The sequence below is a fragment of the Paraburkholderia tropica genome, from assembly GCF_914484835.1.
Lineage (GTDB): Bacteria > Pseudomonadota > Gammaproteobacteria > Burkholderiales > Burkholderiaceae > Paraburkholderia > Paraburkholderia tropica_A.
This window is the reverse complement of sequence record NZ_CAJZAR010000037.1, coordinates 21,751-34,920: the sequence shown is the minus strand read 5'-3', so window position 1 is coordinate 34,920 and position 13,170 is coordinate 21,751. Positions and strand designations below refer to the sequence as shown.

General features: G+C 63.7%; 9 protein-coding genes. 3 read left to right on the top strand and 6 right to left on the bottom strand.

The window, feature by feature from the left end; translation table 11 throughout:
* Positions 1-11 precede the first annotated feature (11 nt).
* The 6 genes from LDO54_RS08395 to LDO54_RS08370 all read right to left on the bottom strand — a co-directional run bounded on the left by LDO54_RS08395 (position 12) and on the right by LDO54_RS08370 (position 7,729).
* Complete coding sequence (locus LDO54_RS08395; protein ID WP_224009125.1) at positions 12-1,637, bottom strand: peptidoglycan D,D-transpeptidase FtsI family protein; 1,626 nt, start codon at positions 1,635-1,637, stop codon at positions 12-14.
* A gap of 168 nt (positions 1,638-1,805) precedes the next feature.
* A complete protein-coding gene (locus tag LDO54_RS08390) occupies positions 1,806-3,107 on the bottom strand; it encodes an N-acetylmuramoyl-L-alanine amidase (protein ID WP_224009123.1) in 1,302 nt (433 codons plus the stop codon).
* A gap of 92 nt (positions 3,108-3,199) precedes the next feature.
* Positions 3,200-4,417 (bottom strand): D-alanyl-D-alanine carboxypeptidase family protein, encoded by a 1,218-nt coding sequence (locus tag LDO54_RS08385; protein WP_224009121.1) that lies wholly within the window; start codon positions 4,415-4,417, stop codon positions 3,200-3,202.
* 96 nt (positions 4,418-4,513) lie between these two features.
* Entirely contained in the window at positions 4,514-5,542 is a 1,029-nt protein-coding gene (locus LDO54_RS08380) for a sterol desaturase family protein (RefSeq protein ID WP_436975530.1), read from the bottom strand.
* 20 nt (positions 5,543-5,562) lie between these two features.
* Positions 5,563-6,552: a beta-propeller fold lactonase family protein gene (locus LDO54_RS08375; protein ID WP_224009118.1), complete on the bottom strand. Its 990-nt coding sequence runs from the start codon at positions 6,550-6,552 to the stop codon at positions 5,563-5,565.
* Positions 6,553-6,898: 346 nt separating this feature from the next.
* The gene (locus tag LDO54_RS08370; RefSeq protein WP_224009116.1) at positions 6,899-7,729 is read right to left on the bottom strand and encodes an AraC family transcriptional regulator; all 831 of its coding nucleotides are present in this window, start codon (positions 7,727-7,729) and stop codon (positions 6,899-6,901) included.
* A gap of 185 nt (positions 7,730-7,914) precedes the next feature.
* Here LDO54_RS08370 and LDO54_RS08365 point away from each other — a divergent pair, with 185 nt between their 5' ends.
* Genes LDO54_RS08365 through fhuB form a run of 3 tightly spaced genes read left to right on the top strand, consistent with a single transcriptional unit; the run spans position 7,915 to position 13,164 of the window.
* A complete protein-coding gene (locus LDO54_RS08365; RefSeq protein WP_224009114.1) occupies positions 7,915-10,185 on the top strand; it encodes a TonB-dependent siderophore receptor in 2,271 nt (756 codons plus the stop codon).
* Positions 10,186-10,216: 31 nt separating this feature from the next.
* A complete protein-coding gene (locus LDO54_RS08360; RefSeq protein WP_224009112.1) occupies positions 10,217-11,137 on the top strand; it encodes an ABC transporter substrate-binding protein in 921 nt (306 codons plus the stop codon).
* Positions 11,134-13,164: a Fe(3+)-hydroxamate ABC transporter permease FhuB gene (gene fhuB / locus LDO54_RS08355; RefSeq protein WP_224009110.1), complete on the top strand. Its 2,031-nt coding sequence runs from the start codon at positions 11,134-11,136 to the stop codon at positions 13,162-13,164. Before LDO54_RS08360 ends, fhuB begins: the two co-directional genes overlap by 4 nt.
* Positions 13,165-13,170: the final 6 nt, after the last annotated feature.

Genomic DNA, 13,170 nt, shown 5'->3' with positions numbered 1-13,170 from the left:
ATCACGATGTTTCAACGATGCGCGGTAACGTCCGCGTCGGGTTCGACGCGTAGCCGCGTCATCGTGGGCGAGGCGATGGCCTCGAATGCCGAACCGGCGACCGCGCCGCCGAAATGCGAGCCCTTGGTGGGCGACTCGATCGACACGGCAATAATCACGCGCGGATGCTGCGCCGGAATCAGGCCGACGAACGAGGCCCGATACTGGTGATAATCGTAGCCGTGCTGGGTCCAGCGATACGCGGTGCCCGTTTTCGCGGCCACCGTGTAACCGGGCACCACCACTTGCGATGCGGTTCCGCCTTTGCTCACGACGTTCTCCATCATCGCGCGCACCGACTGCGCGGTCTTGACCGAGAAGATCCGTTTGCCGGTGACCGGCGCGTGTTGCTGAAAGATCGTCGCGGGCACGAATACGCCGTCATTGGCGAAGGTCGTGTAGGCCTGCGCGAGTTGCAGCAAGGACGCCGAAAGACCGTAGCCGTAGGCCATCGTCGCCTGCTCGATGCGCCGCCAGTGATGCCAGTCGCGCACCGTGCCCGCCGCTTCGCCCGGCAAACCCGCGTGCGGTGCGAGACCCAGACCGAGATTGCGGAAGTTGTGCCACATATCGCGAGCCGAAAGCAGCATCGATATTTTCGAGGTGCCGACATTGCTCGACTTTTGAATCACGCCCGCGACCGTGAGCGTGCCGAAATCCGCGTCGTCGTGAATGGTCTGGCCGTCGAGATTCAATTTGCCGCCGTCCGTGGTCACGATCGAATCGGGCGTCACGCGCTGCTGCTGAATCGCGAGCGCGATGGTGAGCGGCTTCATCACCGAGCCGGGTTCGAACGCATCGGTTGCGGCGCGATTGCGAATGGCTTGCGGATCGGAGCGGGTGCGGCTATTCGGGTCGTAACTCGGCCAGTTCGCCATCGCGAGAATTTCACCCGTGTGCGGGTCGATGACGATGGCCGAACCGGATTTCGCGGCGAAGCGCGTGACGGTATCCTGCAGCGCCTGATAAGCGGCATATTGAATCGGCAGATCGATCGAGAGATGAATATCGTTGCCGTTTTGCGGCGCGAGCCGCGTGAGATTTTCAATGGCATTGCCGCGTGCGTCGTGCAGCACGTCGACGCGGCCGTTGGCGCCGCGCAATAGCGGCTCTGCGGTGCGCTCGATGCCTTCCTGACCTTTACCGTCGATGCCCGAGTAGCCGACGATATTGGCGGTGATGCCGGCCTCGGGATAAAAGCGTCGCGAATCGGGACGATAAAACACGCCGGGCACATTCAATTGCTGCGTCAGCGCGGCGACATCGGTGGGAATCTGGCGCGCGAGATAGACGAATTGGCGATGCGAGGCGAACGCGGCATCGATCGCGGAGGGCTCGATCTGGAGAAGATGCGCGAGCGCCTGGACCTGCGATGCCGACGCCGGTTGCGAAGTCGATGCGGCATCGACCCAAACCGTATCGGTCGGAATGCTCATCGCGAGCACGCTGCCATTGCGGTCGAGAATCCGGCCGCGCGCGGCGGGCAGTCCACGATCGCTGACCTGGCGAATCTCGCCTTGATGCTGATAAAAACTCGCGTCGTAACATTGCACCCACGCGGCGCGCAGCGCCAGCGAAAAAAACGCGACAGCGAACACAAAACCAAGCGTACTTGAACGGCCATGGCGCGGTTTGAGCGTCAAGGCCGCATGACGGGAAAAACTGAGAAACTTGCTGGGAGGCGGCATCAGCGTGTTCGGTGCTTCTCCGAGGAGCGAACTTCCGGGGTTGACGGACTGAAATGGCGCGCGCGTGACTGTCGTCGATCAGACGGTTACGCGGCGTTCGAGCGGCGGGTGACTTGCGAAATATTTGCGAATACCGTCATAGATTGCATCGGCCATTTGCTGACGGTAAGCGGGATTCTGGAGTTTGATTTCTTCATTCGGATTGCTGATGAATGCCGTCTCCACGAGAATCGACGGAATATCGGGCGCTTTCAATACCGCAAAGCCCGCTTGCTCCAGACCGTTGCCGTGAAGATGATTGATCTTGCCGAGCGATTCGCGAACGAGCGCACCATATTTGAGCGAGTCGTTGATCTGCTGCGTCGTCGACATATCGAATAGCACCGGCGCGAGCGCATGATCGGCGCTTTTGATATCGAGTCCGCCGATGGCGTCGGACGCGTTTTCGCTTTGCGCGAGCCAGCGCGCGGCCGCGCTCGACGCGCCGTGTTCCGAAAGCGCGAACACCGACGAGCCCGATGCGGCAGGCGTGGTGAAAGCGTCGGCGTGAATGGAGACGAACAGATCGGCGCGCGCGTGGCGCGCTTTGGTCACGCGCGTGCCGAGCGGCACGAAGAAGTCGTCGTCGCGCGTCATCATCGCGTCCATGTCGGGCGACGCGGCGATCTTCGCGCGCAGGCGCCGGGCGATATCGAGCACCACGTGCTTTTCATAGGTGCCGCCTCCGCCGATTGCGCCGGGATCTTCGCCGCCGTGGCCCGGATCGATGGCGACGATCAGCTTGCGTTGCGTGCCGCGCTCGGGCGCCGAAGCGGGCGCGTTGTGCGTGGCTTGTGTGGGTTGCGTGGATTCAGTGGCTTGTGCGGCGAGCGTGTCGAGTGCGTCCTGCGGTTTGCCGTCCGCCGGATAAAGATCGAGCATGAGCCGATACGCGTATTGCCCCGCAGGCGTGGTCGAAAACACTTTCGGCGTGACCGCGCCCTTGAGATCGAGCACGATGCGCACGACGTCGGGCGTGAATTGCCCGACGCGCACGGCGCGAATATACGGATCGTTGGGATGCACGTTCGAAATCAGCGCGCGCAAAGCCTGATCGAGCGTGAGTCCTTGCAGGTCGACCACGAGGCGATTCGGCGAGCCGAGCTGGTGTTCCTGCACCTGCAACGGTTGCGTGGACTCGATCGTGACGCGCGTGTAATCGGTGGCGGGCCACACGCGCACGCCGCGTATCGTCGGCCGTGTATTGGCGAGCGCGAGTCCGGGATCGATGCCGACGAGCACCAGCGAGGCGCCGAGTTTCAGCAGACGTCGCCGTGCATAAGGATGGCGATTGCGCGGGTGCGGTTGCGGCATCGCAGCGGGCTTATTATTCGATTTCATGGCGGCGTCCTGTATTGGAGATTGAATAGCGCGAATGCCAGAACGATGCGCGCGGGAAGGGCTGGTAATGAGGGACCAGCTAATGCGGGCGTTTAAACTTTGCTGCCGAGCATGAGCTGAAGCGAATCCCAGGCGCGGTCGAGCAAACCGGCTTGAGGCACGGCCCAAAGCGTTGCGAGCGGCACCTGGGTCAGCACCTTGCCCTGATCGAGAATGGTCACCGTGCCCACCTGTTCGCCGGCGCTCAGCGGCGCGATGAGCGGCGTGTTCACCTTGATGCTCGACGTAATCTGGGCGCGCGTTCCGGCGGGAATCGTGGCCACGACATTCTGCGTCGGCGCAACGTCGACATTCAGACGCGTGCCCTTATAAACGCGCGCAAGCGATATCGCCTGGCCCGCGCGGAAGAACGGTACCGCATCGAATGCGTGATACGCGAAATTGAGCAGCTTGAGACTGTCTGCGACGCGAGCGGGCTCCGTGGGCTCGCCCATGACGACGCTGATCACGCGTCGCGACGTGCCGGGTGCGCCTTCGACATCGCGATTCGCGCTGGCGATCAGGCAATAGCCAGCCGCCTGCGTGTGCCCGGTTTTCAGACCGTCCACGCTCGGGTCGAGCCAGAGCAGGCGGTTGCGATTCGGCTGGCGAATCCGGTCGTAGGTGAATGTCTTCGTCGAGAAGATCGGGTAATACTCGGGAAAGTCGCTGATGATATGCGCGGTCAGCGTGGCAAGGTCGCCCGCGCTCGTATAGTGCTGCGGACTGGGCATGCCGTTGACGTCGGAGAAATGCGTATGCGCCATGCCCAGGCTGGCGGCTTCGGCATTCATCATCTGCACGAATTGCGCCTGACTGCCGCCCACGAGTTCGGCCAGGGCAATCGCGGCGTCGTTGCCGGATTGCACGATCAAGCCATAGAGCAGGTCATGCACGCTCACGGGCTTGTTCGGCTCGATGAACATGCGCGACTCGTCGGTGCCGACGCTGCGCACCGCTTCGCCCGGCAGCACGGTCTGATCCATCGTGATGCGCTTCGCGTGCAGCGCCTGAAACACGAGATAGGCGCTCATCAGTTTGGTCAACGACGCGGGTTCCGCGCGCGCATCGGCATTCGACGACGCGAGAATCTGATCCGAACCGGCGTCCATCAATACCCACGCGCGCGCCTGAAGCGCGGGCGGCGCCACTTGCGCGGAGGCCTCGGCACTCGTTAATGCGGTCAATGCAGTCAATGCGGTAATGAACGCGGCGCACACGGTACGGCGTGGAAAAGAAAACAGCGAGAGGCGGCAGGGCGTGCGGCGCATGATCGGGTTTGGATTGATTTGAATAATGAAAAGCGGCGGCTATCGAACGAACAAACGAACAAACGAACGAACGAACGATCGATCGATGGACTTGCGTTAGCTACGCTCATAACGCGAGTCGACTGCGGCCGCCGATGCAGCCGTCATGCGTGCCTTGATACGGCAGAGCGCAAGCCATTGTTGAGCCCAGACACCCTTGCCGTAATTGCGTCCGCGCTGTTCCGGCCGATCCAGTTGATCCGTAATGCCGGTGGGTTCCACTGCGGTTTCCCAGGAAGCCGTGCGGAAAATCATGTCCCACCATGGAAACAGCACGCCGAAATTGCAGCCATAGGCCGTGCCGGTATGGCCGTATTCCATGGCGTGATGGCGCCGATGAAACGACGGGCTCACGATGACGCGTTCGAGCCACCATCCATAAGGCAGGCGCGCATTCACGTGCTGGATCGCCTGCAAGGTATTGCTGACCGCGACCAGCACGACGAATTGCCCCGGCTGAACGCCGATAAACAAACCGACCACGGTAAAGAAAGCCGTTTGCACGATGTCGTCGACGAAATGATTGCGGTCGTCGTTCCAGAGCGACATCTGGCGCTGGCTGTGATGAACCGCATGCAGTTCCCACCAGATGCCGAACCGGTGTTGCCAGCGGTGATACCAGTAGCCGAGAAAATCGAGCACCACGAGATAAATCGCAAATGAAACGAGCGGCTGATCGGTCAGGCCGGGCGCGATCTCATCGAGATTCACGGTCCAGATGTTTTTGACCGTCATCCACGTTTCCAGATGATTGATCGTGGGTTGGAGCCAGACGAAAAAGAGCGCATTGACGATGCCCAGTTTCGCGATCCACGTGTACCAGACGTCGGGCCACAAAGCGCGACGCTGTTCCCATTGTTCAATCGGACGCCATGCCTCGAGCGGACGCAGAATCGCGAACGTCACCGCAATTTCAAGCACGCCGACCACCGCCCAATAGAGCGCGTCGTAGGCGTCTTCGTCGTAGTCCATCAAATGAAGATGGAACAGCAAGGGCTGGACGATATAGATATAGGCGTCGGTTTGAAGCAAACCAACGAAGCGCTCAAAGTCAAGGCCCATTCCTGTTCCCATTGCATGCAACATCGTTCTTTCCTGCCAGTCGATCAGTCAGGATTGGGCGCGTAGACGGGCGCGCGGTCGCCCATGAAAATGCCGTGCGGCGAGCGGCCCACTTCGATCGTGGACACGAGCTTGCGCGTCGCGAGGTCGATCACGCCCACGTGGCGCGAGAAGCGGAACGTCACCCAGAGATGGCGGCGATCGGCTTGCAATTCCATGTCGTCGGGGCCGGGCATGAGGCCGGTGATATCGCCGGTATTGGTGAGCGTCTTGTAATCGAGAATGCTGATGGTGCTGTCGACGCGATTCGTGACGGCCACATGCGTGCCGTCGTCGAGCGAGCGGAAATTGTGCGCGCCACGTCCCGTATGAATCTTCTTGACGACGGTGTGCGTCTGCGTATCGACTACCGTCACGTCGTCTTCGCCCGTCATGCCGACCAGCAGAAAGCGGTTGCCGGGCACCATCCACAGACCCGCCGGATCGTCGCCCACATGCACGCGCCAGAGTATCGTCTGCGTCGGCAGGTCGATAGCCGCGATCTCGCCGGATTCCTGCAACGAGACGAACACCGTCTTGTTGTCGAGCGAGAACGTCATGTGGCTGGGCATTTTGCGAATCGGCACGTGTTTCGCGAGCGAGAAATGCTCGCCGTCGTAGCGATAGATATCAACGCGATCGAGTCGAAGCCCGTTCGTGACGAACCATTTGCCATCTGGAGAAAAACCGAGCTGATAAGGATCTTCCATGTCCTGAAGCCAGCCGCGCACGGCGCCGGTGTGCGGATCGAGGAACATGAAATTGTCGGAAATGGAATTCGCGACGATCAGCGTTTTGCCATCGGGCGTGATCATCAGATGATGCGGTTCTTTACCCGCGGGCATGACCGCGACGACTTTGCGTGTCGCTTCGTCGATCAGATTGATCTTCGCCTCGCCGGAATCCAGCACGACGACGTTCTCGGCCATCGCGCCGGGAAGAACTCCCGCGAGCGCAATCAACAGGGTGAAATTGTATAAACAGCGAAAGCGCATCGAAATAAACTGGATGACGGTTGAAAGGCGCAGACGAAGCGTGGAGAATCAAGCGGCGTGCCGCGAAGTTGAGCGCGAATGTATCGGGAAAAAGCCGTGTATTCCAATTACTCGTTTTCATGAATGAATGAACGACGCGAATAAATAGTACGCCTTTCCATCTCGATTGACGGAAAGGGCCGTTTTGTTGAAAAAACGCGAAGTGTTAACGTTTTCTTGAGACGCGGGCGTGTAGCATCGCCCGCTCGGAGAGCCGGTGTTCGATGATTTCAGCCGGCTTTTCTTATATTTATCGTCGCCGACGAAATCAATCTAAATAATCGGTAATGTGCGTGCGCGAGAATGTTTATGGTTCGGCCGAAACCGTTTGCGCCGCGCCCGCTTCCATTCCGCTTCGATTGCGAAGAAAACGTTGCGGCGTTTCTCCCATCGCGCGCCGGAACATCGTGATGAAGGCGCTGGAATTGCGGTAGCCGAGTTCGGTCGCGATGGTCGAGACCGCCATGCCTTTGGCGAGCCGCGAAATCGATTCAACAAGGCGCAGCCGCTGACGCCACTGGCCGAAGGTCAGCCCGGTCTCGTCCTTGAAGGCGCGCTCCAGCGTGCTTTCGCTCGCGCCCACGCGCATGCCCCAATCGTTGAGCGGCGTGTTGTCGGCGGGCGCGTCCATCAACTGACCGCAGATCTGTTGCAGGCGTCGGTCCTTCGGCAGCGGCAGCAGACCCTCGGTGGCGAGTTGTGCCTCGCGCATCTCCTGGAGCAGCAGCGGGTCGATCAGCGTCGATCGGCGCTCGGGCTGGCCGTTCTGCTGATCGAGCACGAGTGCCGCCACCAGTTCGTGCAGCAGCGCCGAAATCATCAGCACGTGGCAGCGCGGCTCGTCGCGCGGCGCGACATCGACTTCGAAATAGACCGTGTACATCACCGTCGGGCTGACCGCCTGCAACTCGTGCGCGACCAGCGGCGCGATCCACAAACCCCGGTACGGGCCGAGCGTCCACGCGCCGTCGGGCGTGATGACGCGCAGCACGCCGCGCGTCGTGTAGACGAATTGCGGCTGCGTATGCGAGTGCCAGCTTTCACTATCTCCGGTCTCAAAGTCATAGCGTTTGGCAATGACTGGGCGCTTGAGATAGCGCCGCTGCATGCCGTTAAAGCGTTGCCAGATCTCGGTCATTTTGTGAGTCGGGGAGAAAAATGCGGCGAAACCGTCAAATTTCGAAGGTTTCGCGCAGCTATTTGACAGGACGTCGGCGAAGTTCAGCCCGTATTCTATCCGTCGCGTGCCGCTTACGAATGACAATAGTAATGAGTCGTATTTGTATTGAGGCGAATCTTAAATTTTGAACAGGGCGCATGGGCATGAATCGGGGATGGGGCGGGGCGTTGTCGAACGACATGAATAACGAAGCGGGCGGAGCGGGAGCGGGCGGCAACAGGCGGATCAGGCTGCGCACCATGACGGCGGTCGTGGCGCTGGCGATTGCGAAGATCGCCAGTGCGCAGACGGCCGCGCCCGTGACGGCGTCGGATGCGTCGGCGACGCAAGCCGCGCAAGCCGAGCAAGCCACGCAAGCGGGCGAGCAAGGTCAGCAGCTTCCGGCCGTGATCGTGAAGGGCGCGGGCAGCACGGAAACGGCCACCGGACCGGTAGTCGGCTACGTGGCGAAGCGCAGCGAGACGGCGACCAAAAGCGACACGCCGATCATCAAGGTGCCGCAGGCGATCTCGGTTGTCACGCGCGACCAGATGGACGTGCAGGGCGCGCAGAGCGTGGCGCAGGCGCTGCGCTACACCTCGGGCATCAATCCCGAGCAGCGCGGCACCAACACCGATTCGCTCGAATATCTCTACGCGCGCGGTTTTCTCGTCGACGAATTCTGGAACGGGCTGCGCACGCCCGGCCCGAGCGGTGGCTTCGGCTACAACGTGACGAGCTTCGATCCGTACATGTTCGAGCGCATCGAACTGCTGCACGGCCCGGCTTCGGTGCTGTACGGCCAGGGCTCGCCGGGCGGCACGGTCAACCTCGTCAGCAAGATGCCGACCGAGACGCCGTATCACGAAGTGGGCGTGCAGACCGGCAGCTATGGCCGCATTCAGGGCTTCTTCGACATGAGCGGCCCGATCGACCAGGACGGCAAGGTGCTCTATCGCCTGACCGCCGACGGCTTCAACACCGGCACGCAGACCGATTACGTGAACCAGCAGCGCTTCTCGATCGCGCCGACCATCCAGTTCCGCCCGACCAAAGACACCACGTTCACGATCTTCGCGAACTATCAGTCGGACCCGGAAGCGGGCATCTACAACTCGGTGCCGTACACCTGGACGAGCCGCAGCGAATATCCGGGCGAGCCGACGTGGGACAGCTTCCGCAAGACCCAGGAATCGATCGGCTATCAACTGGAGCATCGCTTCAACGACGTGTGGTCGTTCAAGCAGAGCTATCGCTTCATGCGCAACACGCAGACGATCCAGTACGTGGGCAACGACGGCTTCAAGGCGGGCACGGACACGCTCGCGCGCACCGCGTATCTGAACTTCGGCAGCGTGAATTCGCATACCGTCGATAACCAGGTCAACGCGAAGTTCAACACGGGGCCGCTCAAGCACAACGTCACGTTCGGCCTCGATTATCAGAACATGCAATTCGACCACTATTTCTATGGGGGTTCGGCGCCTGGGCTCGACGAAAGCAATCCGCTCTACGGCCAGACGATTCCGTATCCGACGACGATGTTCGCGACCTCGAACGCCACGACGATCAAGCAGTTGGGCGTCTACGCGCAGGATCAGATCGACATCGGCAAGTGGTCGTTCCTGTTCGGCGTGCGCGAAGACTGGGCCGACGAGGAGCAGACCTCGTACAAGACCGGCGCGACGACCGAGCAGTTCAATCGCGCCTTCACGTGGCGCGCGGGCGGCGTGTATCAGTTCGATAGCGGCATCGCGCCGTACTTCAGCTATTCGCGCTCGTTCCAGCCGCAGATGGGCACCACGTACACGGGCGAGGCGTTCGCGCCGCTCACGGCCGAACAGTACGAACTCGGCGTGAAGCTGCAGCCGAAGGGCTATAACAGCTTCGTCACGGTGTCGGCGTTTCATATCACCGAGAACAACGTCGCGACCAGCGATCCGCTCCACAGCGGCTCCAGCGTGCTGACGGGCCAGGTGCGCTCGCAGGGCTTCGAGGTGGAGGGCCACGCGAGCCTCTCCAACAACCTGCAACTGATCGCGAGCTACACCTACACAAACCTGCTCAACACGAAAAGCAATACCGCGCTCGACAAGGTGCCGGTCGGCATTCCGCGCAACACGGCTTCGCTGTGGGCCGATTACACAATCTCGGCGGGACCGCTCGCGGGGCTGCTGTTCGGCGGCGGCGTGCGTTACATCGGCGGCTCGTATGGCGATACGGCGAATACGTTCATGACCTCGTCGGCGACGCTCGTCGATCTCTCGCTGCGCTACGACCTCGGCCGCCGCTTCTCGAGCCTGCAAGGCTGGACCACATGGCTCAACGTGTCGAACCTGCTCGACCGCAAGTACTTCGCCTCGTGTATCGGCGCGAACTACTGCTACTGGGGCCCGGGCCGGCTGTTGACGGCAGGAGCGAAGTATCAGTGGTGATTGCGCTTGACCTTCTCGCAGGTCTGATCCGATGAAGCGCCGGACCTTGCTCGCCGCGCTGCTGGGCGGCTGTCTTCCGCTCGCGAGCCCCGTCGCGCGTGCCGGCGTGCCGCGCCGCGTGATCGTGCTCGACTGGGGACTCGCGGAGCTGACGCTCGCGCTCGGCGTGGTGCCGGTGGGCATGGCGAACACGCCGGGCTTCCGGCGCAATTTCGCGGCCTGTCCGGTGCCCGATTCGGTGGTCGATCTGGGCCTGATGTTTCAGCCGAACATGGAGCTGATGCTCGCGCTCAGGCCGGATCTGATCGTCATCACGCCCGCGCATGCGTCGATGCGCGGCTCGCTCGAACGTCTCGCGTCGACCGTCACGCTCGGCCAGTTTCGCGCGAGCCCGACGCCGTACACGGGCGCCTGCGAGGAGACGCTGCGGCTCGCGCATCTTCTCGGCTGCGCGGCGCAGGGCGAGGCCGCCGTGGCGCAGTCGCGGCGCGCCATCGCGGCGGCGCGCGCGCGGCTCGATGCGCTGCCTGCGTATGCAAATAGCGCGGGCGGCGCGCCTATCTACATGACGCGCTTTATCGACGAATCGCGTCTGCGCGTGTTCGGCACGGCGAGTCTGTTCGGAGAACTGATGGTGCAGCTTGGCTTGCGCAATGCGTGGGAGCACGCGGATCGCGCGTCCACGGCGATGATCGGCTTCGATGCGCTCGACGCCGATCCGCGCGCGACGCTCGTCTACGTGAAGCCGCTGCCCGCCATGACCGCGTCGATGATGCGGACGAGCCGCGTCTGGCAGGCGTTGCCGTTCGCGCGCGCGGGGCGCATGACCGGCATGGCCGAGGTGCCCCCCGAGGGCGGCATCCTGAGCGCGGCGTATTTCGCGGATGCGTTGGTGGACGCGCTATCGACGCTGCCCGCGACGTCCACGGCGCAGGCCCAGGAGGCCGCATGAAGCCGGCCATCACCACGCCCTTCGCGCCGATGCGCCGCACGCCGCTCTGGCCGGTCTGCGTGCTGTTCGCGCTCGCCGCGCTGCTGTTCGCGCTGCGTCTGGATGCGCGGCTCGCGCCCGCGTTCTGGTGGCATGCGCTCGTCGCGCCGTCCGATAACGACGTCGCGCAACTGCTGGTTCACTACGGCGATTTCCCGCGCGTGGCCGTCACGCTGTTATGCGGCGCGGCGCTCGGGCTCGCGGGCGTCGCAACCCAGCAGGTGCTGCGCAATCCGCTCGCCGAACCGATGACGCTCGGCGTCTTCTCGGGCGCGTGGCTGGCGCTCGCGCTCGCCACCGTCTACGCGCCGTTCCTGCTGACGGGCGGCCGCGACCTCGTCGCGCTCGCGGGCGGCGCGGCGGCGCTGGCGGCCGTGTTCGCGCTGGCGGCGCGGCGCGGGATGTCGCCGCTCGCGCTGATCCTCGCGGGCATGATCGTCAATCTGTGCGGCGGCGCGTTCTGCCTCGCGCTGGCGATCTCGCACTACGACCTGCTGAGCGGCCTGCTCGTCTGGGGCGGCGGCTCGTTCGCGCAGCACGACTGGCGCGTGGCGCTCGCGCTCGCGCTGCGCTTCGCGGCCTGCGCGTTGCCCTTGCTGCTGTTGCTGCGTCCGATGGCCGTGTTCGATCTCGGCGAAACGGTCGCGTCGAGCCTCGGCGTGTCGATGCGCCTCACGCGCGGCCTCACGCTCGCGCTCACGCTGCTCATCGCCGCGTTCGTGGTGAGCGCGGTGGGCGTGATCGGCTTCGTCGGTTTGTCGGCGCCCGCGCTGGCGCGGCTTGCGGGCGCGCGCCGTCTGCGCGAGCGCGTGATCTGGTCGCCGCTGCTCGGCGCGGCGCTGCTCTGGCTCGCCGATCAATTCGCGCAACTCTGCACGGCGCGCTTCGGCATGGCGATGCCCACGGGCGCGATCACCACGCTGATCGGCGCGCCGCTGCTGCTGGCGATGCTGCGCCGTCTGCGCGGCCGTCCCGATCTCACGCAGACGTCCACGCCGCGCAGCACGCCGCTCTCGCCGCGCGGGCTGCGCGTCGTCGCGCTCGCGAGCGTGCTCGCGCTGGCGCTGGTGGTGATCGTCTCGCTCACACTTGGGCGCGGCCTCGCGGGCTGGCATCTGAGCGATGCGCGCGAGGCGGGCGCGCTGCTGTTCCTGCGCCTGCCGCATGTCGTGGCGGCGGCGGGCGTGGGCGTGCTGCTCGCGCTCTCGGGCGGCGTCGTGCAGCGCATGACCGGCAATCCGATGGCGAGCCCCGATCTGCTCGGCATGTCGGCGGGCGGCGCGCTCGGCCTGACCGGCGCGCTGTTCCTGACCGCGCATCCCGACCTGCCGACGCTGCTCGTCTGGTGCGCGGCCGGGTCGATGCTGACGCTGGGCGCGCTCGTGCTGATCGCGCGCGCCTCGTCGTTCGCGCCCGACACGCTGATCCTCGCAGGCATGACGCTGAGCGCCGCGTTCCAGGCCGTCTCCGTGATCGCGGTGTCGAGCGGCGATCCGCGCGTCATCGTGCTCTACAACCTGCTGGCGGGCTCGACTTACAACGTCGGCCCGGCGATGGCGGCGCTCGTGGCGGTCTGCGCGCTGGTCGCGCTGGCGGCCGTGCCGTTGTGCCGCCGCTGGCTGGAGATCCTGCCGCTCGGCGACGCGGTCTCGGTCGGTCTCGGCGTGCGCATCGGCGGGGCGCGCCTCGGCCTGCTGATGCTGAGCGCGCTGCTGAGCGCGGTGGCGACGCTCGTGATCGGGCCGCTCTCGTTCATCGGCCTGATGGCGCCGCACATGGCGCGCATGCTCGGCATCCGCCGCGCCATGCCCTTGCTGTTCGTGTCCGCCGCGTTCGGCGCGACGCTGATGATCGGCTCGGACTGGCTCGGCCGCTGGGTGCTGTTTCCGCAGGAAATGCCGGCCGGCGTGATGGCGACGCTGCTCGGCGGACTTTATCTGATCCTCACAATGTTCCGGCGACCGGCGCAAGATCGGCCCGGTGCATGACGCACT

Coding starts and splice junctions, on each gene's coding strand:
- LDO54_RS08370 (WP_224009116.1), bottom strand. CDS start 7,729: ATGACCGAGATCTGGCAACGCTTTAACGGCATGCAGCGGCGCTATCTC.
- LDO54_RS08375 (WP_224009118.1), bottom strand. CDS start 6,552: ATGCGCTTTCGCTGTTTATACAATTTCACCCTGTTGATTGCGCTCGCG.
- LDO54_RS08390 (WP_224009123.1), bottom strand. CDS start 3,107: ATGAAATCGAATAATAAGCCCGCTGCGATGCCGCAACCGCACCCGCGC.
- LDO54_RS08385 (WP_224009121.1), bottom strand. CDS start 4,417: ATGCGCCGCACGCCCTGCCGCCTCTCGCTGTTTTCTTTTCCACGCCGT.
- LDO54_RS08365 (WP_224009114.1), top strand. CDS start 7,915: ATGAATCGGGGATGGGGCGGGGCGTTGTCGAACGACATGAATAACGAA.
- LDO54_RS08380 (WP_436975530.1), bottom strand. CDS start 5,542: ATGTTGCATGCAATGGGAACAGGAATGGGCCTTGACTTTGAGCGCTTC.
- fhuB (WP_224009110.1), top strand. CDS start 11,134: ATGAAGCCGGCCATCACCACGCCCTTCGCGCCGATGCGCCGCACGCCG.
- LDO54_RS08360 (WP_224009112.1), top strand. CDS start 10,217: ATGAAGCGCCGGACCTTGCTCGCCGCGCTGCTGGGCGGCTGTCTTCCG.